Here is a 24,468-nt window from a genome sequence, read left to right on the forward strand (position 1 = left end):
GCTCGAATCATCGTCGCTGCGTGAGCCAAAGAAGGCCGAAGTGACCTTGCTGGCACTGGCCTGGCCTTCGATCTCCAGTTTGCCATTCAGATAGACGCGCACCTTCTCACCCTCACGCACCAGCACCACATGCTGCCAGGTCCAGCGCGGGATCTCCGTGGTTCCGGTCAGCGGCTTCGCGGTTTGAACAAGCAGCTTCCCGTCGCGGTTCACGCCCAGATGCTCGCCATAGGCACTGACGCCGTGATGGTGATCGCGGGAGTAAAACCAGCCCGTGATGTCGCGCGCTCCGGTGGGCATGCCATTCCAGAGCCAGAGGGAAACCGAGTGAGCATCGCCGATGCCAGACAGTTCCGAGCAGAGCCGCCCGCTGACAAAGTGCGGCGCGCGGTTCACCTCGCCCGCGCAGAACTTCGCCGAATGCGGACCGTCGAGATAATAGGCCACGCCTCCCTCATAGGCGGCATGGCGATGGTTCCCGCTCTCGTCCTTCGCCAGCGGGCCGGTGAACTCATTCATCCGCCACCACATCGCCGGCTTGAGACCTGCGATGGCCTTCGTGGCAGGACCGGCGCTGAGGCCATAAGGTTTACGTGGAGCCGAGCTCACGCTTTCCAGCAAGGAAATCGCTGCCTGGGTGATCTTCGGTTCGGCCATGACTTCGAGTCCGGCGGAGCGCGCAGCCCAGGTGTTGTAGCCGCCCCAGGCATGCATCTCCGGCGGCGGGATGTAGCCGTCGCCGCCGTTGGCCAGCTCGATCACCATGTTCTTCGGCAACGGGCTCGCGGCTTTGATCTTCAACCCGGTGATGGCGTAGGTTTCGTTCGGCGTGGTGGCGATGCCAATGTCCCCGATGCGCAGCGCCTGCACCACAACCTCTGTTTGCTGCCGCTCATGCAGGATCACCTGCTCGCGGGCATAGACCTCCGTCGTCGTCTTTGCCAGACGGTCGCCCATCTCCGCAACGATGCGCTGCGCCCATTCGAGACGCTGCTTGTCCGGCACGCGATACTTCAAGGTCATGCGCCGCTCCGCCATGGCGATGTCTGAGTCTTCGCGATACTGGATCATAGCATAAACCTCCATCGCGATGTCCAGCAGACCGCTGGTGTATTCGTCGATGGTCGGCTTTGGTCGATCCTTCTCCGGCACTTTGTAGTCCACGCGATAGATGTCCCCGCTGCACCCATGAGACATGATGCCGACCATCTTGCCCTGCGGATCGATGCGCTGCTTCAGACCTTCCGAAAAGAGCCCGAAGTAGTCCGCGCTGATGTCCTTGTCGCCAAAGTAGTGCATGGAGAAATTGCCCAGCACTGCGACCGGTTTGCCGTCCTTCGTTTGAATGGAGATGAGCGAGAGATCGGGATCTTCCGGGCCGGACTCACCGACTGCGTCATCCCACAAACGGCCCGCGTGCATGTTTGCCCTCACGCTCATGTTGCCAAAAGGATCTTCCACCAGCTTGTCGGGTCGGCGAATCCACTGACGCAATGCGGTGAACTCCGCCGCATCTGCTTTTGCAAAGCCGATCTTTGCCGGTGCCCGTGCGGCCTGGGCCGCTGCGATGGCCTCCACCAGCTTCTCTTTGAGAAAAGGCACATACGCCGGATCTGGATCAGTCCCCAGACAACCCATGGAAGCCGGCACCGAATGCGCGTGCGTGGCTGAGATCAGCATCTTGTCCATGGGGATGCCTGTCTTCTTGGATGCCATCGCCTTCGCCTCGTCCAGCACCTCACGACTCATCATGCAACTGTCCGCCACCACGATCGCGATCTGGGTCTTGGCATCGCTCAGGACGATGGCCCGCGCGTGGATGGGCGTCTTGATCTTGTCCACGTAGCGGCTCATCATGCCGCCATTCACCAGCACCGGCAGCTTCGGCGGGGAGATGTCGATCACCGCCGCCCCAGCTTGGAATTCCGCATGCAGTGGCGCTGCCGTGAGTGCAGCCAGGATCGGGAGAAAGGTGAGGCGAATCATGGCTGAACCATACGCACCCTGCTGCTGCGCTCTTCCCTCGGAACGATCTGACTGCGGTTACACATTCGTGTTTCCATAGCCGCAAATATGCCCTGCCATTCTTTCAACTAGGTCCACGCGCCGCCGTCCCCATCACATCGTTTCATGTGATGAGTTCAGTCTCAAGCCTGGCACAGAGTCCAGGCTTTCCAGGCTGAGTTCGGTGCTTCGGAGCACGGGCTGGAAAGCCCATGCTACGCGGTGAAGGAATCTTCGGCTGGTGTGGCCCCAGGAGTCAGTTTAGCTCGGCCATTGGCGGCGAGGTGGCTGAGCATGTGCCAGGCGTCTTCGACGTCGATGCCCACTTTCGCGGCGAGGTCTTCAGCGGTGGCGGCGGTGCTGCTCAGAGCGGCGAGGACGGCGGACATCTGCTTGAGGAAGTCGGTGGCTGCTTTCTTGCCTGCCTCGACGCCAGGCTGGTGGTAGGCGTTCACATTGACGAGGGTGGCGTAGAAGCTGACGGCGCGCTCGAAGAGCCCGACGAGCAGGCCGAGGCTGAAGGCGCTGACCTCGGAAATGGTGAGGGTGATGGACTCGCGGCCTTTGTCGGCGAGGGCCTTGCGGGTGCCACGCAGGAAACCCTGGAGGTAGTCGCCGCTGGTGTAGCCGGGCTCGACCTCGAAACCGGCGGTGTCGCGATCTTTGGCGACCTCGATGAAGGTGGCAAAGAAGTTGTTCACGCCGTCGCGGAGCTGCTGCACATAGGCGTGCTGGTCGGTGCTGCCCTTGTTGCCATAGACGGCGATGCCCTGGTTCACGACGTTGCCATCAAGATCATGTTCTTTGCCGAGGCTCTCCATGACAAGCTGCTGGAGGTATTTGGAGAAGAGCACGAGACGGTCTTTATATGGCAGGACGACCATGTCTTTCAAGCCCTTGCCCTGGCCCGCGCTGTGCCACATGAGGGCCAGCAGCATGGCGGCGTTTTCTTTGGCCGGGCGGCTGCGCGTCTCGGCATCCATGGCAGCGGCTCCGGCGAGGAAGCCGCGCACATCGACACCCTGAAGCGCAGCAGCGATGGTGCCGACGGCGCTCATGACGCTGGTACGTCCGCCCACCCAGTCCCACATCGGGAAGCGGGCCATCCAGCCCTGAGCGATGGCGTATTTATCCAGCTCACTGCCGGGGCCTGTGACGGCGACAGCGTGCTTGGCGAAGTCGAGCCCCAGCGCGGTGTAGGCGGCGGCGGCCTCCAACATGCCGTTGCGGGTTTCCTTGGTGCCGCCGGACTTCGAGATGACGAGGGTGACGGTGGTGGCGAGCTCTGTGCCGATCTGCGCCGCGATGCGGTCCATGCCATCGGGGTCGGTGTTGTCGAAGAAGGAGATCTCCAGCGGCGGGTTCGCAGGCGTGATGGCCTGAGCCACAAGCTGCGGGCCGAGCGCCGAACCACCGATGCCGACGACGAGCACGCGGGTGAACTTCTGTCCATTCGCGGCGGTGATGGCACCGCTGTGGACATCGGCGGCGAACTTCAGCGTGGCTTCGAGTGTTTCGTCGATCTCGGCACGCAGTTCGGCGGGGGCGAGGGATGAGTTGCGCAGCCAGTAGTGCCCCACCATGCGACCTTCATCGGGATTGGCGATGGCTCCGGCCTCCAGTTCCTTCATCTGGGCGAAGGCTTTTTCAATGGAAGGTGCCATCGAGTCGAAGAGACTCTCTTCAAAGGCCATGCGACTGATGTCGATGCTGAAGCCAAGCTGCGGGTAGCGGACGAAGAACGTCTGAAAACGGGTCCAAAGAGAAGAGGTGGTGCTCATGAGGTGGGAGTCACGGATGAAGCACGCGCCCTGCCAGGACGCAACCCGCGTTTGCCCCAGTCACCGCCCGTGAGCATGAAAAGCCTGCATGGGCTCAATGAGCCAGTCCTACTCCCGTCGGATGGATTCCAGCAGATTGCCACGCACGGCACTGGCCACGGCCACCCAACAGGTGAGCATGCCAAAGCCGAGCACGCCGAGCAACAACGCCCCGAGGAAGCCGACAGGCAGATCTCCGCCGCCCTGCGTGACGCTGGGCCAGACGGCGATGAGGGCGCTGATCATGCCGAGCAGCAGTCCGGTGACGAGCAGGGCCACATGTTCGCCGAGCACGAGCTTTCTCAAAGCGCCGGGCAGGAAGCCCAGGGCCTGCATGAGACCGAGTTCGCCGCGCCGCTCCAGCACATGCCGGGCGACGAGCACGCCGAGTCCGGCGGTGCCGAGCAGGACACCGAGTCCACCGAGCACGGTGAAGATGCCGATGTAGGTGTTTTGCACGGATAGGAAGGTCTCCAGCCGCTGCTTCGCAGGCTCCAGCGCCAGCCCGCGCTGCTCAAGCTGGCGGGTGAGGTGGGCGCTGACTTCGTCCACCTTGGCAGCGGGGGCGTCGATGAGGAAGAAGCGGTAGCCAGCGGCATCGGGGTAGGCTTTTAAAAAGGCGGACTCGCTGGTGATCATCTTCCCCTGGAGCACGGAGCCGCCGAGGAGGTCGCCAAGCGTGACCTGGATGGTCTCACCGGCGGCGTTCGCATACTCCACCGAGTCGCCCACGCCCTTGCCGAGGCCCCACATGGCGGTGGCTTGGTCGGCCACGGCCTTGTCTTTCTTGACCGCGTCCCACCCAGCCTTGCCGGTGAAGCGGAAGCGCCCGGCCAGCGGCGCGGGATTCACGCCCACGAGCACCGGCTTCTGCGCGCGATTGAGATTCAGGCAGCTCGCGTCATCACCTTCGCGGACGCGGAAGGGCACGATCTTCACGCCTTTCATGATCTCTTCGTCCAAGCCAAAGGCTTCGATGCCAGCCTTCGTGTTCAGGTCTTCGTAGATCGGCAGCGAGGACTCGCCGATGAGGGCAAAGCCGCCGGTGCCGGAGGTCGGCTGCGTGACATCGCCCGCGCTCATGCGAAAGGCATTCACGGCGGTGACGAGAAAGATGCCGCCCGCCATCATGCCGATCACCGCGAGACTGCGTGAGGGACGGCGCGAGATGTTGCGCAGGCCGATCTGCCCCAGGGTCTGCGCCAAAACTCCGCTATCCCGGCGCATCCAGGCACCTGCCAGCAGCAGCCCGGCAATCATAAGCATCATACCGCTGCCGAAGAACATGCCCGCCACCGCTTCCGGTGCCTTGGCCGACTTCGCCCCAAAGAGCAGCCCGATGGCGATAACGATTAACAGCCAGGGCATGGCTGCGCGGAGTTTGCCGGGAGGCCTGGCGTCTTTGCCAGATGTGGATTCATCGCCGCTCCACAGCTCGCGTGGCGTCTTGCGGAACATCGCCCGGCTGGCCCACCAGAGGGTGCCGAGCACGATGAGGATGGAGCCGATGGCCGCTCCGATCTGCGTGACGAGGCTGGCGGAGTAGATGAGCGGCAGCCCCTGCGCCGCGCCTGACCACGCGCCCTGGAGTCCGGCCAGGGCGAGTTTGGTATAAATCGCACCACCGGCCAAACCAAGGATACTGCCGATGATGGCGACGACGCCCGCTTCACCGAGCAACGTGCGGCGCACCTGCTTCGTCGTCCAGCCGATGGCGAGCAGCAGGCCGACTTGGGAGGCGCGGCGCTCCAGGGTAAAAAGGAAGAGCAGCGCGGCAAAGACCAACGCGGCAGCGATGAGGAACATGCTGAGGCCGATGAAGAGCCCGCCGAAGTCCACGCTGCCTTTCGCGGCGGCGTCGGCATCCTTTTTGAAGTCGCGCGGCACCAGCCCGATGTCGGCGAGCTTGAGTTGGCCGAGCAGTTCTTTCTTCAGCGCCGCTTCATCCTGGCCACTGTCGGGGAAACGAATGGCCGTGAGATTGCCAAAGCGGTTCGCCCAGAGTTTCTGACCCTCGGCGAGAGTGATGAAGCCCTTCGGGGTGCCTTTGTAGTCGTCCCAATACTTCTCGTCCTGGTCGCGGATGGCCTTCATGTCCATCGGGATGCCAGGTTCCCAGTCGCGGCAGTTGTCCACGTCGGAGACGCCGGGGAACTCAGGCGTCCAGGCGCGGGTCACCTCGGGATCAGTCATCGGCAGAATGCCACGCACTTTGAACTTGGCCGACTGCTGCTTCAGCTCGCGCCCCAGCCCGACCACGAAGTAGAAAACCTCCACTTCATCGCCGATGACGAGCTTTTGGTCATCCGCCAGCCATTGGGAGATGACGATGCCTCCGGGCGGGGAAGGGGCGGAGTGCTCAGTGCTCAGTGGTGGAGTGCTCAGAGACTGAGAACTGAGAACTGAGAACTGAGAACTCTTCACCTTCTCCGCATCCACCGCCGTGATCATCGAGTAAGGCGTCCCGCCCTTCGCCGACTTCAGCCCGTTCACTAGGTAGGTGAGCACGCCATGACTGCCTTCACGCGCCAGCAGCTTTGCCGCTAGACTGTGATCCATGAAAACACGGCTGGTGTTGAGTTCCCATTCCTTCCGAGCCCCGGCCACTCGGATGAGTGTCAAACCAAGATCCTCCAGCGTCTTCGCCTCATCCAACTGAGCACTGGGCACAGAGAGCTGCGAACTCATCGCCGCATTCACCTTCCCATCCATCTCGATCTGCACCTGCAAGTCCTCCAGACCGACGAACACCGTGTCCGGCGTGATCTGGGAGGCGATGAGCTGGAAGGCTCCGAAGTCCTCCGCACTCACGATGCCCGCCACCTGTCGGCGAAGGGAGACATCTTGATTCGTGCTGCCGGACAGCGGCGCATCTCGCGAGATGGCGCTCGGGCGTTCGAGGCGGACGATGACGGTGTCGCCGATTTTGATGCCGAGCTTGCGGGCAAGAGGTTCATTGATCAGCACCTCGCTGCGCTTCATCGCGGGGACTTTGCCACTGGTGCTGAGTTTCCAGAAGCCCTCTTCAATGCCGAGCACCTGGGTTCCGTTCACACGCACCTTGCCATTCGCCGAGGCCGTGGAGCCCACGGCGATGATCAGCGGCTCCGCGCCGGTTTTGCGTGCCAGATCCGCCGTGAACCAGCGATCCCCGCCGAGCAAACCGGACTGCACCTTGCCCAGCCGCAGCTCTGCCACGCGCCGCAGGCTGGCGCGGACGGAATCCCCCACGAGGAGGGAGCCGCTGAGGATGGCGGAGGCCAAAAAAGCCCCGAGCAGCAGGCCGAGATGCCCACGCCAGTAGTGCCGCGCGGAGGAAAGGATGAATCGGGACAAAGTCATGATGGCAATACGCCCACGATGCCGAGTCCATGCAGCCGTGCAATGCCGGTGCAGGACATACCTGCCCACCAGCCCCAAGTTGGAACTCAGGGCACCTGAACTCATTCTAAAACCTCACTTACGGAGGTCCATTTCGCAGTCGGAGTCCGGCGGGACGGGCTGCCCGACACTGTCAACAGGATGGGTGTAGAGGTAGCGCCAGACGTCTTCGTGGGCGAATTTGCCATCAGCGGTTTTCACGGAGGCGCTGCCAGGAGTGACGCTGGAGTGGGCGCGCTTGTCGTCGCCTTTGACATCGCCATCGGTGATGAGACGGCGGGTATTGCCAAAGGGGGGCTTGCTTTGATCGACGTTGACGATGGGGCCGAACTCGGCGAGCCCGAGCATCTGCCAGGAGCGGCAGTAGTGGTCGCCGGTCCAGCCGCCATCGAGGACGTGGCTGAAGCCGAAGAAGCGGTGGGCGGGAGTGGCGGAGGGAAGCGCCTGCCAGGCCTGATACTGATCGCGCGGGCCGCAGAGCATGACGACGCGGTCCACCTTTTGATGCTTGGCGAAGCGTGCTGCAGTGGTGCTGCCGTGGGAGGAGCCGGAGATGATGACTCGATCCCAGCGGATGCCTTTTCCATCGGCGGAGATGAAGTGCTCCCAGCGGCCCTGGGGGTTTTCTTTGGCAAGATGACGAACGAACTGATAGGCACGCTCCATCATGCCATCGGGCCTGGGGATGCTGACGGAGGGGCTGAAGTCCTCGCCAGTGGCAGCTTCGAGGCGGATGTCACCGATGAAGTTGACATCGGCGGGGGTGGGCGCTTTGCCAAATTTTCCGAACCAGCCATTGGCATAATGGACCTGGATGGCGTGGAGTCCGTAGCTGTTGAGGCGCTCGAAGAGGTTGCCATTGTGCCCCATGAGCCAGATCACGAGCCTGCCCTGCGGGGTGACGCGGGTATCGACGGAGGCGTTTTGCTCGTCGGCGGGTTTGCCTTTCTTTTCGAAGACGAAGTCGATCTCGGGATGCTGCTGAGCACGGGGATCGATGAGGCTGGCGCGAGCTTTGAGGAGGTAGCGCTGGGGGGCGGGATCGGAGAAGGAGAGGGCGTCTTCGGCGTGGAGGAGGCTGCTGAAGAGGAGGGGGAAGAGGAGGGGGAAGAGGAAGTGGTGTTTCATGAGATGTCCGAGGACAAGGTTCGGGTGGCTGTGATCCAGGAGGTTTCGCCCACATACTGTTGGGCTTCTTTGGCGATGGCTGCGGCCTGGATGTCCGTCTCCGTGATGGCGAACATGGTGGAGCCGGAGCCGGACATGAGGGCGGCGCGGACTCCGCCGTGACTGAGGAGCCAGTCTTTGAGGGTGGGGAGGAGGAGGTATTTGGCAAAGACGGGGCGCTCCAGATCATTGACCATCTGGCCCCAAGGGCAAAGTTGGGGCGCATAAGAGACGCCGATGAGTTCTTTGGAGGTGGACCAGTTCTGGTAAGCCCAGGGGGTGGGGATGGGAAAGGGCGGCTTGATCAAAACCAGCGGGAGCTGCCAGGGAAAATCGACGGGGGTGACTCGCTCTCCCCTGCCCTCTCCATCAGCAGCGGGGGTGTCGAGAAGGAAGCAAGGGACGTCGGAGCCGATGTGGGAGGCGATGTCGAGGAGGGCATCCGAGCCGAGTGGTTTGCCAAGCAGTTGGTTTGCAGCAAGGAGGATGGTGGCGGCATTGCTGCTGCCTCCGCCGAGGCCGGCCCCATGGGGGATGCGCTTTTCGAGATGAATGCTCCAACCGTGGGCCACTCCGGCTCGGGCCTCGAAGGCGCGGAGGGCTTTGATGGCGAGATTGGAGTCGTCTGTGGGGATGCCAGGGACATTGCAGGTGAGATGCATGCCGGGGGCCGCTCCCGTCAAAGAGAGGCGGACAGTATCGGCGACATCGATCTTAACGAGCCGCGTCTGGACCTCATGAAAGCCGTCCTCACGCTTGCCCAGGATGCGGAGCCAAAGATTGATCTTGGCGTGGGAGGGAAGTTCGAGAGTGCTGGCGGACATGGGTGGTGAATGGGGATCATCGCATCATGCCTGCCTGCCGAGCAAGGCCAGCATTCGCCCCGTGCGACCTTTTTCCATGCGATAGGAGTAGTAGCGCTGAAGATCGGAGGAGGTGCAGATGCCACAGTCGGAGTAGTGCTCGGGGAGGATGCCCGCACTGAGGCAGCTCAGGCGGATCTGCTCGGCGAAGTCGATCTCATAAGCCGGTGGACGGATGCAAGGTGCGAGCTGAACCCGAATGTTTCCAGGCTCAGCACCAAAGTGCTGATGCATTAGCTGGATGGCCTCGGCGGCGATCCCCATTTCCGAGCCTTTTTTCCCCGAATGCAGCACGCCAAAAGCTCCGCTAACCGGGTCAGCAAGGTAGATCGCGCCGCAGTCGGCGACATAAATTCCGATCACGAGCCCCACACTGGCAGAAATGATACCATCCATCTGGGGAATTGCCTGTGCCGGGGGGGCATGGATGACGGCTACACCTTTGCCATGAACCTGTTCAGCGATGCACAGTTTCTGCGGGGCAAACCCCAAGTCCTGTGCCTGCTGGCGATGCCAGGACCATAATCGCTCCACGACCTCCGCGCGCTCAGCATCGACGGAAATCGTTGGGTGACGAAGGGTGAAACAGTGGGCGAAGGCGGGCAGCGCATCAAGCAGGGGGAATGACATCCAGAGCGGATCAATCATGCGAGGGAGATGGCACATAAAATCAAAGGGCGCATGGGGAAACCCATGAGCCCTTTGATCGAACACAATCGAACTTAACAACCAGAAAAACTATCGTGCCAGCACTGGCTCCCGTGAGTGATAGGCGGAGAGGAATCCTGCGGCATCAGTGGCGGAGGACTCATTCATGGCATCGGCGATCTGGCTCTGAAGCTCATCACGCAGGCGACTGACGAGGTCCAGCCCCTTCGAGGTCACACGGACCATAACCTTGCGGCGGTCGTCAATGGCGTGGGTGCGCTCCATGTAGCCAAGCTTTTCAAGACGGTCCACAAGGCCAGTAGCAGCGGCGGTGGAGTGGCCCATTTTCTTCGCGATGTCCGTCATGGTCAGATCTTTGGAAGATGCCAGATAACTGAGGAGGAAAAATTGAGCGAAAGAAATATTATCGCGATTTAGCTCCCGTGACAGGTTGAGCAAGAACTCACGCTGGCTGAAGAGAATGAAGTCCGCCAGCTTAGCGTGGTCTTTGCTCTGAGGTGAGGCTGGTGTCATGGTAGGCATGTCAGGGGCTTATGGTTATCGAGATTTTTCAGGATGTGACGTATTATACAAAGTTCGGATTTTAAGTTCAAGCTAAAAAACCATAGAAACTGTAAAATCGTTCATTGGTTGAATGCTAAACTATCAACTGTGAGAATTTAATTACCCCGTATTATCAACGATGAACAGGATTGAGACAAGCTTTTTTATTAGCAGGGCTTTGAAGTTTGAGCCCAAGCTCTGTTTTTTTTGAAATTTGCATACCCAAAAAAATGGGTGAGTCGATATCGGGATTGCAAAATCGAGTAGGGGGCGAGGTTGCTCCGCCGTGCCTGACCTGATGTTACGCATCCAGAGGTTGCCTTCTGACTGCTGCCCCTGCTCTTTCCTTCTCAACTCAGGTTGAGTCCTGTTCACAGCCCTCCCAGGTATCGCTCAATCACTTCCCTGTATATCACCGCCACACCTACCTCACGACACTCCGAGGAAGTATCGGACTTTGAAGAAGGTGGCCTTCTTGTCTCCACCGTGAAGCCTCGCATGGGGTTCTTTTTCATCGGCGCTATGTTTTGCCCCGCCTTCTTTTTCGCACCCGCCTCGCCGCGGACTCCCTTGGCGTGCAGATAAGCTCGCCTTTGCCGGGTCCGGGCGGGCTTCAACTATTTAAGTGTTTGCTCCCTGCCGGGTGCAGCACAAAAAAACGGAACCTGAGTTCAGGTTCCGTTTTGAAATGAGTTCTGAATTTATGGGGGAAGTTACCAGCGCTCTTCGCCGCCACCTCCACCGCCGCCCTCGTATCCACCTTTACGGCGATCATCTCGCTCCCACTTTTTGCCGCCACCACCTCCGCCGCCACCACTGTAGCCGCCGCGTCCACCACCACCTCCTCCTCCGCCGCCGCCAGCATAGCCTCCACGGCCGCCGCCACCACCACCCCCCCCTCCGCCGCCACCACCGTAGCCGCCACGCCCACCGCCACCACCAAACCCAGCAGGGCGTTCTTCGCGAGGACGAGCTTCATTGATCGCCAAAAGACGTCCGCCAAAATCTTTGCCATTCAGACCAGTGATTGCGGCCTGCATTGCCTCGGGCGTGTCCATGCTGACGAAGGCGAATCCACGCGGGCGACCCGTATCGCGGTCCACAGGCATGAAAACATCGGTAACACCTCCAAATTGGCCGAAAAGGTCGGTAATATCTTGGGCGGTGGCTTTGAAGGGGAGATTCCCCACATACATCTTGGTATTCATATTTGACTTGAGTTCGGACTCTGATGCCGGGCTTGGGAAGCTGACACTACAGGCCGATCCATCGGTTCCCCGAAGACGCACCTGAGATGCTGCTTATCCTAACCCTTTCACAGGTGGTCGCGGCGGGTATTTAGTCTGAATCGCCACCAAACGGCAAGCACTTTGATAGGCGATTTTTTTGTCACTTAATACGGGCATATCCCGTGCCAGAAAGATAGGTTTGCAGTGCGGAAAGATCAATTTTCCCCAGCGGTGTGCGCGGCACTTCTGAGATTAAAATTGCTTCAGCGAGCTGGCACAGAGGCTCGGTGTCCATGTTGAAAATTCCGAGAAGCTCAGCCGCCGCCGCACTCTCCACGACCAAAACCAGTCGATTTTCACGCCTTTCGTCAGGCATCGCAGCAATGACAGGAGGTGTCGAAAGTCGATGCGCAAATGACAGTGCATCCAACCGCGCCTGCAAGGGGGCGAGGTGAATCAACTCCCCTGAAATTTTCACAAACCCTGACTCCCGACCTACAAAACGTAATCGCTGTCTGCTCCCGGAAACCCAAAGTTCAACCATATCCCGAGTCACTAGTTCATCCCCTAATTCCTGCCACTCCCAAACACCGGTAGAATTGAGCCGAACATAGCATTTGGCCAATGCTGATCCACGAAGCACGAGACGCCCCGTCAAGTCCGTGCGCACTCGCCAGTGCGGCAGAACCATCAGTCCATCATCATCCGAAGCGTCCAAGCTGGGGAACGGCTGCGTGGCGATCTGAGAGGCTGCCTCCGTCATTCCATAACTTTGAAAAACAGGCCAGCCCAGGGCCCGCGCCGCCTTTGCCAGCTCAGACGACATTCCTCCGCCCCCAACGATCACCGCACGTAGTTTGTCCGGTGCACTCAAATTTTCCCGCACAAGGTCATGTACTTGCGTCGGCACGAGAGAAACCAGCGTGATGCCATGACGTGAGCAGGACTCGCTAAACACCTGCGGCTGCCAGCGTGTATCATGCTGGATCACGACCGATCCAGACACATGCGCCCTGCCCAGAATGGCAAATCCGCCAACGTGGTACAGAGGCAGGGCAATCAACCAACGATCTGCCACCGAGACCTCGAAATGGGCATTCACCGCCTGGGCTGAGATGAGTAAAGCTGCTTTCGACAAAGCCACCCACTTCGGATTCCCTTCACTACCAGATGTCTGAAAAAAGCACATGCCTGCGATTCCCTGCGCCTCGGCAGCCTCCGAAAGGCCCATTGCGTCTGCAGGGCGATGTGGATTCACGGCAACGTGATTGGCATCTGAGGTCCAAAAATCTCGGTCAAGCATGAGAAGAGCCTGAAGAGATCAGCCTGCAGTTCGCTGATGCAAGTCGTGAAATCCAAATGACCATTTGCCATAGGAACAAAACGCAACGATAGCTTCGATGAAGTCAACCTGATGCAGGCCATACTAAGCTGTTCATCAGGTGATTCGTTAGATTCGTTGGTGTTCTGAAATCCGCAGTCGGAGCTTGTTATGCCCGCGTCACGATTGATTCGAACCCAAGAAGATAACGATATGAATAGCAAAATGTATGTGGGCAACCTGCCCTTCAGCGCCACCGAAACTGATCTCCGTGCCCTTTTCTCCGATTACGGCGCAGTGACGGATCTCTTCCTCCCTGTGGACCGCGACACCGGTCGTCCACGTGGCTTCGCCTTCGTGACCATGGACACTCCCACGGCCATGCAGGAAGCCATCAAAGGCCTCAATGAAAAAGACTTCATGGGTCGCCCTTTGGCCATCAATGAAGCCCGTCCGAAAGAAGATCGCCCTGCCTACGGCGGCGGTGGTGGCGGCGGCGGTGGTCGTGGCGGCTACGGTGGCGGCGGTGGTGGCGGCGGCGGCAAAGGCGGTCGCGGCGGCTACGGCGGCGGCGGTGGTGGCGGCGGCTACGGTGGTGGTGGTGGCGGCGGCGGTCGCTACTAAGCCAGGCCGCATTCAGCATTGAATGCATCCTTTCTAAAGCACGGGCTTCACGGCCCGTGCTTTTTCGTTTCGACGTCGAATTCGTCGGGCTGAGCGATCAGAACAAAAGCCCTTCGGTCAGCGAGTCTTCAGTCCAGCACCGGCTCGCTTTCGGTCAGTGCATAGACTTCAACTGGCTCTGGCTGGCCTTTGACAGGATGAATGCCGACGTTTTTGAATTCTTGGGCTCCTTCAGGCCAGCCTTCCATAAAACTCGCACTGACGAGCACGGGAACTTGGAGTTTGCGCGTGAGACTCTCGATGCGGAAGGTGACGTTTACCGCCTCTCCGACGGCGGTATTCACACCACGGCCCATGGCTCCGAGGGCGACATCCCCGATGTGAATGCCAATATGGCAGTGGACTTCGAGGTCTCGCTCTGTCTTGAGCGCTTTGCGCACGGGAGAATCACTGGCTTCTGGACCACTGAGGAGGCGGGCGGCCTCCGTCGCTTTGGCGCGGACTTCGGAGCTGTCTCCCGACCAGTAGGCGAAGACTCCGTCGCCGATGAATTTATCGATGATAGCCCCGCGGGATTTGAGCACCAGCTCACACTGGGCATACCATTCCCTTAACATGGCTGCGACCTCCTCAGCGCTGAGCTGGGCAGAGAGACTGGTAAAATTCCGCAGATCACCGACGAGCAGGGTGGCCCTCACCGACTTCATGGGCAGGGCGACTGTGTGCATCATCTGAAAACCACTGATCGACTGGCCAGTATGGTCGCCATCATCCGTCTCGAAGATGAATAGGCAGGTGCCAAGTTGGATGCGGTCGCCATGACGGAGTGCGCGAGCTGTGGTGACCGCGACGTCGTTGACGAAGCTGCCATTGGCACTGCCGAGATCAGACACCCAGTAAAGAGTACCGTCACGGCGGATGGTTGCATGCTGCCTCGATACGCCAGTGTCTTGAAGACGGATAGTGGCATCTGGGCTGCGTCCCAGGAGATTGAAGTCCGCCAGGGCGTGCTCCACTCCTTTGTCGTGCTGTCTCAGAAATGCTGCCATGATAGTTGTATGCGGAGTCTTCAAGCAACTGCCACGGAGGAAGTCAAGCTCCACACGGAAAATTCCCCAAGTAAGACCTCTTTACAACGTCGCCTAAACTCTAATCCATTCAGCAAACATGGCGACGCGCGCGCTTGCGTGGTCGGCACGCCTTGGGATGGTGGACGCTCATGCCTGCCCATGCCTATGCCCAACTTTGCGACCATGTGCGCGAAGTCTCCCTGCTCACCTCCACTGAGTCCACCCTCTCCTGGGATCAGGAAACCTACATGCCGAAGAAGGCATTGGCCTTCCGAGCAAGACAGATGTCCTGGCTGAGCGGCAAGGCACACGCCCTGGCGACCGGGAGGATGATGCAAAAGCTCCTTGCACAGGGACACTCGGCCCGTCTGCGTGATCCAAAGTCGGCGGCAAATCTGCGCGTTTTGACGGAAGAGTATGAGCGCAACGTAAAGATTCCCAACCGCCTCATCGTGGAAGAAAGTGAACTCACGGCACACGCAAAGCACGCTTGGATGGAGGCCAGAAAGAATGCCGACTTCCCTGTCTTTGCCCCACATTTGGAGAAGCTGCTGGGCATCGCAAGGCGGAAGGCGGATCTTTGGGGTTACGCTGATGAGCCCTACGATGCCCTGCTGCACACTTATGAACGTGGAGCCCGCACGCTGGAAATTGCCGCGCTGTTTGCAAAATTAAAGCCTGAGCTCACCGAGATTGCCCGTGCTGCGGTGGAGCGCGGAAAGACGATCAATGCCAACCTTCTGCGCGGCAGCTACCCCATCACAAAACAACAACAGCTCAATGCAGAGATCGCAGCGAGCATCGGTTTTGATTTTGAAGCAGGGCGGATCGATACCACGGCACATCCTTTCTGCACGACTCTGGGGCCTCGAGATGTCCGCCTGACGACACGCTACGATGAAAAGGACTTCACCTCATCTCTCTTCGGAGTGTTGCATGAAGCCGGGCATGGCCTGTATGAGCAGGGTTTGCCAGAAGAGGACTTCGGCCTGCCATCGGGCCGTGCTTGCTCCCTTGGCATTCATGAATCCCAGAGCCGCATGTGGGAAAATCACGTCGGTCGCTCACGCGCCTTCTGGGAAAAATGGCTGCCACGCACGGGTGAGGTGTTCCCACATTTGCGGAGGATTGGCTTGGATGACTTCCTGGCCGCGATCAACCGCTCGGAGTATTCCTTTATCCGCGTGGAAGCTGACGAGGCCACTTACGACCTGCACATCTTGCTCCGCTTCGAGATCGAGCGCCGCATGGTGCGTGGTGATCTGGCCGTTAAAGATGTGCCCGAAGCTTGGAATGCACTCTTTACCGAACTCTTCGGCATGACACCCCCGGATGCCTCGAAAGGCTGCCTCCAAGACATCCACTGGAGCATGGGCGGACTCGGCTACTTTGCCACTTACACCCTTGGGAACTTGAACGCGGCTCAACTCTTCGCCACCGCGCGAAAACAACGCCGCATCGCCACCGCCATCGACCGAGCGGATTACGCCCCGCTGCTGAGCTGGCTGCGCGAAAACGTCCACACTCATGGTGGGGCACCCCTTCCTGGGGAGATCATGCTACGCGCCACGGCCAAACCCACAGATGCCCGCCACCACCTGCGCCACCTGCGCGAAAGGTTTGTGGTCTAAACTCAATTTCAAGCAACGATACGCCATGCCAAAGCCCCCACCTGTCGCCCGCCAGAACCGTCACGTCTCGCCGAGCGCTTCGATGCCGCATCTCTATGAAGAAGCGGATCTCCCCAGCCTGCTGGAAGAGAAGCCCGACCCGCTCGTGCTCATCCTCGACTGCATCCAAGACCCCCATAACCTCGGAGCCTGCCTGCGCACTGCCGATGCGGCAGGCTGTGTGTGCGTGATCATGCCAAAAGATAAATCCGCGCCCATCACTGAAACCGTCGTGCGCGTCTCCTGCGGAGGGGCGCACAGCGTGCCGCTCGTGCGAGTGACAAATCTCGCCCGCGCCATGCAGCGGCTGAAGGATCTCGGCGTCTGGATCGTCGGCACGGCAGATGAAGCCAAGCAGTCCGTCTATCAGGTCGATCTCAAAGGCCCTATCGCCATCGTCATGGGTGCCGAAGGAGAAGGCATGCGCCGACTCACGGGTGAACTGTGTGATTTCCTCGTGAACATCCCCATGAGCCGCAACGGCAAGGTGCCGTGCCTGAACGTCTCTGTTGCCACTGGAGTCTGCCTTTTTGAAGCGGTCAGACAGCGGCAGAAATAACGCCCCTTGGTTTTCCTCAGGGCACGACTTGGATCATCTCGCTCAAGAACTTGTCGCGCCAGGTGGCCTTCTTTTTCGGGTCATTCTCAGGCCGCCAACGGCACGCCGTAGGGCAGGTCGTCGGGGAGCTTGACGAACTCGGAGATGCGCTCCCAGAGCAAGCTGTAGTCCTTGTTCACGTCACCGGAAAGGCAGTCGGTGATCTCGGCGCCGGCTTCGGGGTGCTTCATGACGACGTCTTTGAAGGAGAAGTTCGGGTCGTAGAAGGCATAGATGAGCTTGCGCATGTTCTCCACGCCCGTGCGCATCTGCCGCCCATACTCGGCGAAGCGCTCCGGGGAGACATCGCCCGCCGTGAGGGCCTCATGGATGGCATCTCCCGCCATGACGCCGCTCTTCATGGCCAGCATGACGCCGCTGCTGAAGACAGGGTCGAGGAAAGCAAACGCATCGCCGACGAGCAGCAGCCCCTGAGCGCAGCCGTATTTCGAGTGGCGGGAATATTCGCTGGTGAGCCAGAATTCGCCGGTGGATTCACCCGTGGAGAGGTATTCCTTGATCCACTGGTTCTCGCCGATCTCGCGATCGAACATCGCCTTCGGATCACGCACGCCATCTCGGCTGAGATACTTGCCCTCTGCTACGACGCCGACGCTGACCATGTCCCCATGCATCGGGATGTGCCAGAACCAGCCTTTCTCGGGAATAAAAGCGATGGTGGTGCCGCCTTCGTCGATGCCCTCGGCACGCTTCGAGCCTTTGTAATAGGTCCACACGGCCACCTTGTTTAGATAAGGATCGCCGACACGCCAGCCGAGACGATTCGAGGCAAAGGCTTCCTTGCCCGTGGCATCCACGACGAGCTTTGCCAGCAGGGTCTGCTTGGTGCCGTCCTTCGACTCCGCCTCGACGCCGATGACATGGCCGCTGTCGTTGCGCACAAGCTGGGTGACTTTCGTCTCCTCACGAACCTCCGCGCCTTTTTCGCGGGCATTGTCGAGCAGCATCTGATCAAACTCCGAACGCATGACCTGCCACGTCTGGGCGATCGTTTCCTTGTCGTAGCGGGTGTGGAAATAGAACGGCTGCGACTTCCGCCCGTCGGGCTGCACGAAGTTGACGCTGTATTTCTTCACGAAGTGGGAGCCCCGCATCTTTGGGATCATCCCCAGCCGCTCCAGCGGCCCGAAGGTAAAGGGAATGAGCGACTCACCGACGTGGTAACGCGGGAACTTTTCCCGCTCCAAAATGAGCACCCGGTGCCCCTGCTCCGCCAAAACAGTCGCCGTGCTGGCTCCGGCAGGGCCGCCGCCAATGATGATAATTTCGTGAGATGAGGTCATGGTGAGATAAGTTTACATAGACCTTAACGACTTGTCGGAGGAGCCAGTACATCTCTTCTCGTGATGGCTCTTATACGCGAAAGGCATCACCCAAGTGATGTCGTTCGGAAACTGAGGTCATTTGAAACTGAATCAGCCAACGATGATGCCCTTGGTCTTGCGCTCTTTTTCGCGCTCAAGCAGGGGGATCTTTTCGCCAGTCTCGATGATCTGGACGCCCAAATCGCCGATCTTGGCGAAGCTGAGTCCGGCAAAGGCGGGCACTTCAGCGGCGAGGCGGCTGAAGACATCCTCAATGCTGTGAAGGCCATTGGAACCACCGCAGGCGACGACGAGGTCGCGCAGGATCTCCCAGGTGTCGCGGGCGCTGCCGGGGGCGTTCACGGCCTTGTTCAGGCGCTGGAGGCGACCGGTGACATTGATCATGCTGCCGCGCTTTTCAGCGTAGGCATTGCCAGGAAGGACCACATGGCTGAGTTCTGCGCTCGGGTTGGCGAGGATATGCAGGGAGACGAGGCAATTGACCTTCTCCAGGTCACGCTGCGTGAAGCCGGCTTTGAGCAGATTTTCGCCAAGGGCGAGAACGACGCGGAGACGTCCGCGGCTCATGAGTTCGGTGATGCCCGCGAGCTTTGATCCAGGCTCGCTGCCGAGGATTTGCTTCGCGCCGGTGGTGTTTGGATTCAGGTCATCGGCACGGAGGTAGTTGTCAGCACCGCCGGTGCGGGGGATGACATCGACGTTTTCGGTGCCGAGAGTCTTGGCGAGCTGTTTCACAAAGAAGAGTTCTTCATTCGTCATGCGCGCACTGGCGATGATGGCGATCTCCTCGCCCTTCACGCCAGAAGCGGCATCGGCCACGGCCTGGATGGCCTTCTTCCAGGAGGCGACTTCATGCTTGCCAGCGCTCTTCACCATCGGGTCGGTGAGGCGGAACTCGCTGTTCACGAAGTGGAAGTCGAGACGGCCCTGGTCGCACATCCAGTTCGAGTTCACGTCGTTGTTGTCGCGTGGCGTCTGACGGTAGATCGTGTCGCCACGGGCACCAATTTCCGTGTTGCAGCCGCGACCACACTTCGTGCAGAGGGTGTTCGTTTCGCTCAGGAACCAGACGCGCTGCTGGAAGCGGAAGTCGTTCGAGGTCAAAGCGCCGACGGGGCAGATATCGACGGTGTTGAGCGAGTAGTTGTTTTCCAGACGCTTGCCTGGATGCACTGCCAGCGTGGTGAAGCTGCCGCGCTCGGTGAAGCCAAGCACGGGATCATCGGCGATCTCGGCGGTGAAGCGGATGCAGCGGCTGCACATAATGCAGCGCTCGTCATCGAGACGGACACGCGGGCCGATATCGACATTCTTCGGCTTTTTGACCTTCTCTTCACGGAAGCGGCTCTCGCCCTTGCCGTGCTCGACGCTGAATTCCTGGAGGCGACATTCGCCAGCCTGATCGCAGATCGGACAGTCGAGCGGGTGATTGATGAGGAGGAACTCCATCACCCCTTTGCGAACTTCCTGCGTCAGAGTGGACTCCGTGCGGATGCCCATGCCCTCGGCGACCGTGTTTGCACAGGCGATGACCGGACGCGGCATCCAGCCGATCTTCGGCATCCCGTGTTCGTCTTTCTCAGGCTCAGTGCCCGGAGCCGGACGCGGCGGCATGCCCATCTCGACGAGGCACATGCGGCAGTTGCCGGGGGAGGAAAGCTTCGGGTGGTAGCAGTAATGCGGCACCTCTTTCTGCACCTGTTTGCAGGCCTCGATCATGCGGGTTCCCTTGGGGAACTTGTGCCACACGCCATCGATCTGGACATTGACCAAATCCGCTGGAGGAGGGGCGGCGGGGGCGGGGGCGGTTTCGGGAGCAGGCATGGGGGGAGAAAGTCGGAATCGGAAACGAGTATCGGAGCCGTAAAGATGGCGGCAACCCGATTTTGTGAAAAATTTCACAAGCTCACCCAAACGCGCTTTCTCAAGCCGCGCGCTTCACTTCCCAAGTGTGGATCGCCGCGTTGCAGATGTCGCGGACGAAGGGAGCGTCGGGGGCGTTGTCACCGAAGACATAGATGCGCTTGCGCAGAGTCAGCTTCGTGATGCTGAAACCGGGGTTCGAGAGGGAGCGGAAGTAGCCGAGGATCGTCTCCTTTTCGAGATCCAGCGCACCGCCCTTCATGCCGTAGTCGAGCACGAAGGCTGCTTTTTCAAAGGCGGGTGTGGTGGCATCCCGCATCTCCTGACTGATCGGGTCCAGCAGCACCTGACGGACAAAGGCCTCCAGCGCTGCGGAGTCACCGTCATAGTCCACGCGATAGACGTTCGACTCGCGGAAGGTCAGCTTCTGCGTCAGCGGAGCATAGAGGAGCTTTTGGCAGTCACTTTCGTGGTCAAATTTGCCGAGGATTTCGAAGGCTTGAGTCATCGTGGGTATGAAGTCTGTGCCTAGCAAGGAAGGCGGACGCCGCAACCTTCTTCTCCCTCGCGAGTTGGATGGCGCGAATCCGCTTCCCGCCATGACTCCCCTGCCCTTCAACCGCCGCGACTTTCTCAAGACCACCAGCAACGGCTTTGGCTACCTCGCCTTTGCCGCGCTGGCTCAGCAGCAGGCTTTGCGCGCCGCAGCCACCAGCCCGCTCGCGCCGAAAACCCCGCACTTCGCCGGCAAGGCCAAGCATGTGATCTTCCTCTGCATGCAGGGCGCGCCGTCGCATGTGGATCTGCTGGATTATAAGCCCAAGCTCATGGCCGACTCGGGCAAAAGCGCCCCATCCATCGCTGGGCGCTATGGGCAGTCGAAGCTCATGAAGTCGCCGTGGAAGTTCAGCCAGAACGGCAAAAGCGGCCTGTGGATCTCCGAGCTGCTGCCAAACCTCGCCAAGCATGCCGACGACCTGTGCGTGATCAACTCTATGGCGACTGACCTGCCCGCACATCCGCAGGCCTTCACCCAGCTCCACACCGGCACCACGCAATTCGTGCGCCCATCACTGGGTTCGTGGGTGCTTTACGGCCTCGGCACAGGAAATGAAAACCTGCCCGGCTTCATCACCGTGAATCCTCCTGGCAATGCCACCCGCAGCTATGGCAGTGCTTTCCTGCCCGCTATTTATCAGGGCACGAAGCTCGGCGGCGCAAGCCTTACCGGAGGTGGAGCCCTGGCCCGGCGGTTCGGCGGCGCAGCCGAGCAGGCCAGCATCGCCAACATCAAAAACAGCCGCTACTCCACCGAGGCACAGCGCACGCAACTCGACCTCGTGCAGTCTCTGAATGAATCCCGCATGGCCCAGGACGGCGGAGTGAGTGCAGAGGTCGAGGGCGTGATCCAGTCCTACGAGCTGGCTTTCCGCATGCAGGCCGAGGTGCCCAAAGTACTCGACCTCAGCAAAGAAACCGCCGCCACGAAAGCCATGTATGGCATCGACGACGGTGAAACGGACACCTTTGGCAAACAGTGTCTCATGGCACGCAAACTCGTCGAAGCAGGCGTGCGCTTCGTCGAGATCACCCACGGCAACTGGGACCAGCACTTCAATCTCAAAGCCACCCTCGAGCGCAACACCACGCAGATCGACAAACCCATCGCGGGCCTGCTCGCCGACCTCAAAGCACGCGGCCTTCTCAAAGACACCCTCGTCATCTGGGGCGGAGAGTTTGGCCGCACACCTCACTCACAAGGCGAAGATGGACGCGATCACAACAACAAGGGCTTCACGATGTGGATGGCTGGTGGCGGCGTGAAAGGCGGCATGAACTACGGCAAGACCGACGACTACGGCTACGAAGCCGTGGAGAACAAAATGCACATCCACGACTGGCACGCCACCGTGATGCACCTGCTCGGACTCGATCACGAAAAGCTCACCTACCGCTACGCCGGTCGTGACTTCCGCCTGACGGATGTCTATGGCACGGTGGCGAAGGAGATCATGGCTTGACCTTTCAGGGTAACTCTCCTTCGGCGACCTTCCTTGCCAGTCGGCAATCACAGCCTAGGATGACCGCGTGATTCAGCGCCTCCGGTTTCTTCTCCCGATCTATCTCAGTCTCCTCATCAGTGCCGCTGCCCAGGACCTGGGTCCACAGACGGATGCCAATGGAGTCCCCACGGACCGCAACACGATCCTCCAGGTCCAGATTTTCCTCGATAAACACCTCTTCGGGCCCGGCAAGCTGGATGGAGCGCTGGGGGAATTCACCTTCAAAGCGGTGGTGAACTACAACTTTGCGAACGGACATCGCGAAATTTACGATTGGAAGCACGTCCTCGCCGCCGCCGCGAAGGAAGTGCCAGTCATGTTTGCCGCCTACAAGATAAAGCCGGAACTGGCGGAACATGTGATCGCCGACCTGCCGGAGAAGCCCGAGGAACAGGTCGCCTACCCCTACATGGCCTATCGCAGCCTGGCCGAGCTCGTGGCCGAGCGTTTCCACACGGATGAAAGCTTCCTCGCGAAGCTGAACCCCGACAAGAAGATCGACCGTCTCAAGCTCGGCGAGATCGTCGTGGTGCCGAACATCCGCTCCTTTCGAATCGAGGAAGTCAAACCCATGGCAAGCTACAAAGCCGACCCCGTGCTGAGCAAAAACACCATCGTCGTGGACACCACCGAGCGCATCGCCGTGGTCTATGCGCCGGGCGACAAGCTGCTGGCCGCCTTCCCCATCACGCCGGGCAAGCCGGAGTTCATCCCCGTGGGCACCTGGGAAGTGAAGACCATCATGAACACGCCGAGCTTCCGCTACGACAAGCAGTTCCTCGAAGAAGGCGTGCGAGGAGGAGAAGCCTACCAGCTCCCGCCAGGCCCAAACAGCCCCGTGGGCATCATTTGGTGCGGCATCAGCAAGAGCGGCATCGGCCTGCACGGCACGGCCATACCGAGGACGATCGGTCGAGCCCAGAGCGCTGGCTGCGTGCGCTTCGCCAACTGGGATGCCATCCGCCTCCCCTCGCTCGTGCGGCCGGGGTCACGAGTCATCGTGCGGTGAATGGCGGGGGTGCAAAAAACATCCCACACTCATCTTGCCAAGAACCGATGTCCCGCTAGTCTCCGCGCCACTGATCTCAGTAACTGGAAGGGTGGCAGAGTGGTCGATTGTACCTGATTCGAAATCAGGCGTGGGGCAACTCACCGAGGGTTCGAATCCCTCCCCTTCCGCCACGGCAAGCACAGCGCAGCCTTTCCTCATCCACTCTTGCCACCGAGCAAAGACGCTTTAAGGCATGTGGGGATGAAACTCTCCAAGAAGGCCGAATACGCGATGCGCGCCCTGCTCTCCATGGCTCGCGATACCGAGACCTCGACCTTTGGAATCCAGGACATCGCCACTCGGGAGCGCATCCCGCTGAAGTTCCTTGAGCAGATCCTCCTGGCTCTGAAGAACGGTGGACTGCTGCGCAGCAAGCGCGGAGTAGGTGGCGGCTATCAGTTTCAGAAGACCCCCACGCGCATCACGCTGGGTGAGGTGGTGACGCTGATCGACGGTCCCTTCGAGCCCATCTCCTGCGCCTCTCCTGACAGGCATGGTGGCAACTGCGAATGTGGAATCGCCGGTGGCTGCGGACTTGGGCAGACCTTTTCCCTGCTCAAGCAGCAGGTGGATGGCTGGATGAATGCCACAACGCTGGCCCAGGTGCTGGAGCGCGAAAAGCGCACGGCCATGAGCTTCGAAATTTAAACGCTCACTCCAGCCTGAATTCCTCCGTCCTCAGCAGACGTTCCAGCGCCTTTCTGTATGGGCTCGGCATCGGCAAGGCGGCGAGCTCATTGAGTGGAATATAGCGATGCGTCTCAGGCCAGTTCCCCTGCACCGGCTGCGCATGGACCCAGAGGGTGACTTTGTAGCGCGTGATGCCGTAGCTCGACTTCAAAAGCACCGACGGCAGGTGCTCATGATGCGCCTCGGGCAATGCAGGCAGTTTCCACAGCCCCGTGCGCCTGCTGCCCGTCTCCTGCTCCAGCAGCACACCCACTTCATTGCGGTGAAAAAAAACCCGCTCAGTGACGGCGGTGATCTCTGCGCGTGCCGATTTCACCGGCAGGCTCTCCGGTGCAGTCGCGCGGCAAAACTGACGCACAGGACAAACATCACACACAGGCTTGGTCGGGCGGCAGATTAACTGGCCGAGTTCCATCAGTGCGGAGTTCAGAGCCCGCGGATCATCCGTGCTGAGCACCACCTCACGCGCACGATCCCACAGCCGCTTCATTCCAGC

20 protein-coding genes and 1 tRNA gene are annotated in these 24,468 nt (G+C 60.1%); 7 read left to right on the plus strand and 14 right to left on the minus strand.

Annotated elements, in window-relative coordinates:
* From AC6FTP_RS17075 to AC6FTP_RS17115, 9 genes are all read right to left on the minus strand, one after another.
* The coding region (locus AC6FTP_RS17075) for a LamG-like jellyroll fold domain-containing protein (protein ID WP_497208130.1) at positions 1-1,986 on the minus strand (1,986 nt) is incomplete at its 3' end.
* A 233-nt stretch (positions 1,987-2,219) separates the two neighbouring features.
* Positions 2,220-3,785: a glucose-6-phosphate isomerase gene (locus AC6FTP_RS17080; protein WP_497208131.1), complete on the minus strand. Its 1,566-nt coding sequence runs from the start codon at positions 3,783-3,785 to the stop codon at positions 2,220-2,222.
* Between the two features lie 108 nt (positions 3,786-3,893).
* Positions 3,894-7,166, minus strand: a complete 3,273-nt coding sequence (locus tag AC6FTP_RS17085; protein ID WP_497208132.1) for an FtsX-like permease family protein — start codon at positions 7,164-7,166, stop codon at positions 3,894-3,896.
* 114 nt (positions 7,167-7,280) lie between these two features.
* Complete coding sequence (locus tag AC6FTP_RS17090; RefSeq protein ID WP_497208133.1) at positions 7,281-8,333, minus strand: BPSS1187 family protein; 1,053 nt, start codon at positions 8,331-8,333, stop codon at positions 7,281-7,283.
* Complete coding sequence (gene ispE, locus AC6FTP_RS17095) at positions 8,330-9,196, minus strand: 4-(cytidine 5'-diphospho)-2-C-methyl-D-erythritol kinase (protein WP_497208134.1); 867 nt, start codon at positions 9,194-9,196, stop codon at positions 8,330-8,332. Before ispE ends, AC6FTP_RS17090 begins: the two co-directional genes overlap by 4 nt.
* 24 nt (positions 9,197-9,220) lie before the next feature.
* The gene (locus AC6FTP_RS17100; protein WP_497208135.1) at positions 9,221-9,883 is read right to left on the minus strand and encodes a purine nucleoside phosphorylase YfiH/LACC1 family protein; all 663 of its coding nucleotides are present in this window, start codon (positions 9,881-9,883) and stop codon (positions 9,221-9,223) included.
* A 90-nt stretch (positions 9,884-9,973) separates the two neighbouring features.
* On the minus strand, positions 9,974-10,426 hold the full coding sequence (locus AC6FTP_RS17105; protein ID WP_497208136.1) for a MarR family winged helix-turn-helix transcriptional regulator: 453 nt from the start codon (positions 10,424-10,426) through the stop codon (positions 9,974-9,976).
* Positions 10,427-11,160: 734 nt separating this feature from the next.
* Positions 11,161-11,655, minus strand: a complete 495-nt coding sequence (locus AC6FTP_RS17110) for an RNA recognition motif domain-containing protein (protein ID WP_497208137.1) — start codon at positions 11,653-11,655, stop codon at positions 11,161-11,163.
* A 181-nt stretch (positions 11,656-11,836) separates the two neighbouring features.
* Entirely contained in the window at positions 11,837-12,979 is a 1,143-nt protein-coding gene (locus tag AC6FTP_RS17115) for an AMP-binding protein (RefSeq protein ID WP_497208138.1), read from the minus strand.
* A 231-nt stretch (positions 12,980-13,210) separates the two neighbouring features.
* On the opposite strand from AC6FTP_RS17115, the gene AC6FTP_RS17120 reads away from it, so the two are divergent.
* Complete coding sequence (locus AC6FTP_RS17120) at positions 13,211-13,621, plus strand: RNA recognition motif domain-containing protein (protein ID WP_497208139.1); 411 nt, start codon at positions 13,211-13,213, stop codon at positions 13,619-13,621.
* Between the two features lie 128 nt (positions 13,622-13,749).
* On the opposite strand, the gene AC6FTP_RS17125 is transcribed toward AC6FTP_RS17120, so the two are convergent.
* Entirely contained in the window at positions 13,750-14,670 is a 921-nt protein-coding gene (locus AC6FTP_RS17125) for an FHA domain-containing protein (protein WP_497208140.1), read from the minus strand.
* 170 nt (positions 14,671-14,840) lie between these two features.
* Between AC6FTP_RS17125 and AC6FTP_RS17130 the strand changes: the two genes are divergently transcribed.
* Together AC6FTP_RS17130 and rlmB are read left to right on the plus strand one after the other, a co-directional pair.
* A complete protein-coding gene (locus AC6FTP_RS17130) occupies positions 14,841-16,322 on the plus strand; it encodes a carboxypeptidase M32 (RefSeq protein ID WP_497208141.1) in 1,482 nt (493 codons plus the stop codon).
* A gap of 25 nt (positions 16,323-16,347) precedes the next feature.
* Entirely contained in the window at positions 16,348-16,920 is a 573-nt protein-coding gene (gene rlmB, locus AC6FTP_RS17135; protein WP_497208142.1) for a 23S rRNA (guanosine(2251)-2'-O)-methyltransferase RlmB, read from the plus strand.
* 86 nt (positions 16,921-17,006) lie between these two features.
* Here rlmB and AC6FTP_RS17140 read toward each other — a convergent pair whose 3' ends face one another.
* The 3 genes from AC6FTP_RS17140 to AC6FTP_RS17150 form a co-directional block, all read right to left on the minus strand.
* Positions 17,007-18,263: an NAD(P)/FAD-dependent oxidoreductase gene (locus AC6FTP_RS17140; RefSeq protein ID WP_497208143.1), complete on the minus strand. Its 1,257-nt coding sequence runs from the start codon at positions 18,261-18,263 to the stop codon at positions 17,007-17,009.
* 132 nt (positions 18,264-18,395) lie between these two features.
* Positions 18,396-20,129: an NADH-quinone oxidoreductase subunit G gene (locus AC6FTP_RS17145; RefSeq protein WP_497208144.1), complete on the minus strand. Its 1,734-nt coding sequence runs from the start codon at positions 20,127-20,129 to the stop codon at positions 18,396-18,398.
* 100 nt (positions 20,130-20,229) lie between these two features.
* On the minus strand, positions 20,230-20,676 hold the full coding sequence (locus AC6FTP_RS17150; protein ID WP_497208145.1) for a hypothetical protein: 447 nt from the start codon (positions 20,674-20,676) through the stop codon (positions 20,230-20,232).
* A 91-nt stretch (positions 20,677-20,767) separates the two neighbouring features.
* Here AC6FTP_RS17150 and AC6FTP_RS17155 point away from each other — a divergent pair, with 91 nt between their 5' ends.
* From AC6FTP_RS17155 to AC6FTP_RS17170, 4 genes are all read left to right on the plus strand, one after another.
* Positions 20,768-22,189: a DUF1501 domain-containing protein gene (locus AC6FTP_RS17155; protein WP_497208149.1), complete on the plus strand. Its 1,422-nt coding sequence runs from the start codon at positions 20,768-20,770 to the stop codon at positions 22,187-22,189.
* 67 nt (positions 22,190-22,256) lie between these two features.
* Entirely contained in the window at positions 22,257-23,240 is a 984-nt protein-coding gene (locus AC6FTP_RS17160) for a L,D-transpeptidase (protein WP_497208146.1), read from the plus strand.
* An 85-nt stretch (positions 23,241-23,325) separates the two neighbouring features.
* Positions 23,326-23,413 (plus strand) — tRNA-Ser (locus AC6FTP_RS17165).
* A gap of 70 nt (positions 23,414-23,483) precedes the next feature.
* The gene (locus AC6FTP_RS17170) at positions 23,484-23,930 is read left to right on the plus strand and encodes an RrF2 family transcriptional regulator (RefSeq protein WP_497208147.1); all 447 of its coding nucleotides are present in this window, start codon (positions 23,484-23,486) and stop codon (positions 23,928-23,930) included.
* A gap of 4 nt (positions 23,931-23,934) precedes the next feature.
* Here the strand turns inward: AC6FTP_RS17170 and AC6FTP_RS17175 are convergent.
* Positions 23,935-24,468, minus strand: a 534-nt coding sequence (locus tag AC6FTP_RS17175; RefSeq protein WP_497208148.1) for an HhH-GPD family protein, incomplete at its 5' end; no start/stop codon positions are given.

It is taken from the genome of Prosthecobacter sp., from assembly GCF_044378005.1.
GTDB lineage: Bacteria > Verrucomicrobiota > Verrucomicrobiia > Verrucomicrobiales > Verrucomicrobiaceae > Prosthecobacter.

Coding starts and splice junctions, on each gene's coding strand:
- AC6FTP_RS17080 (WP_497208131.1), bottom strand. CDS start 3,785: ATGAGCACCACCTCTTCTCTTTGGACCCGTTTTCAGACGTTCTTCGTC.
- AC6FTP_RS17085 (WP_497208132.1), bottom strand. CDS start 7,166: ATGACTTTGTCCCGATTCATCCTTTCCTCCGCGCGGCACTACTGGCGT.
- AC6FTP_RS17090 (WP_497208133.1), bottom strand. CDS start 8,333: ATGAAACACCACTTCCTCTTCCCCCTCCTCTTCCCCCTCCTCTTCAGC.
- ispE (WP_497208134.1), bottom strand. CDS start 9,196: ATGTCCGCCAGCACTCTCGAACTTCCCTCCCACGCCAAGATCAATCTT.
- AC6FTP_RS17100 (WP_497208135.1), bottom strand. CDS start 9,883: ATGATTGATCCGCTCTGGATGTCATTCCCCCTGCTTGATGCGCTGCCC.
- AC6FTP_RS17105 (WP_497208136.1), bottom strand. CDS start 10,426: ATGCCTACCATGACACCAGCCTCACCTCAGAGCAAAGACCACGCTAAG.
- AC6FTP_RS17110 (WP_497208137.1), bottom strand. CDS start 11,655: ATGAATACCAAGATGTATGTGGGGAATCTCCCCTTCAAAGCCACCGCC.
- AC6FTP_RS17115 (WP_497208138.1), bottom strand. CDS start 12,979: ATGCTTGACCGAGATTTTTGGACCTCAGATGCCAATCACGTTGCCGTG.
- AC6FTP_RS17120 (WP_497208139.1), top strand. CDS start 13,211: ATGAATAGCAAAATGTATGTGGGCAACCTGCCCTTCAGCGCCACCGAA.
- AC6FTP_RS17125 (WP_497208140.1), bottom strand. CDS start 14,670: ATGGCAGCATTTCTGAGACAGCACGACAAAGGAGTGGAGCACGCCCTG.
- AC6FTP_RS17130 (WP_497208141.1), top strand. CDS start 14,841: ATGCCTGCCCATGCCTATGCCCAACTTTGCGACCATGTGCGCGAAGTC.
- rlmB (WP_497208142.1), top strand. CDS start 16,348: ATGCCAAAGCCCCCACCTGTCGCCCGCCAGAACCGTCACGTCTCGCCG.
- AC6FTP_RS17140 (WP_497208143.1), bottom strand. CDS start 18,263: ATGACCTCATCTCACGAAATTATCATCATTGGCGGCGGCCCTGCCGGA.
- AC6FTP_RS17145 (WP_497208144.1), bottom strand. CDS start 20,129: ATGCCTGCTCCCGAAACCGCCCCCGCCCCCGCCGCCCCTCCTCCAGCG.
- AC6FTP_RS17150 (WP_497208145.1), bottom strand. CDS start 20,676: ATGACTCAAGCCTTCGAAATCCTCGGCAAATTTGACCACGAAAGTGAC.
- AC6FTP_RS17155 (WP_497208149.1), top strand. CDS start 20,768: ATGACTCCCCTGCCCTTCAACCGCCGCGACTTTCTCAAGACCACCAGC.
- AC6FTP_RS17170 (WP_497208147.1), top strand. CDS start 23,484: ATGAAACTCTCCAAGAAGGCCGAATACGCGATGCGCGCCCTGCTCTCC.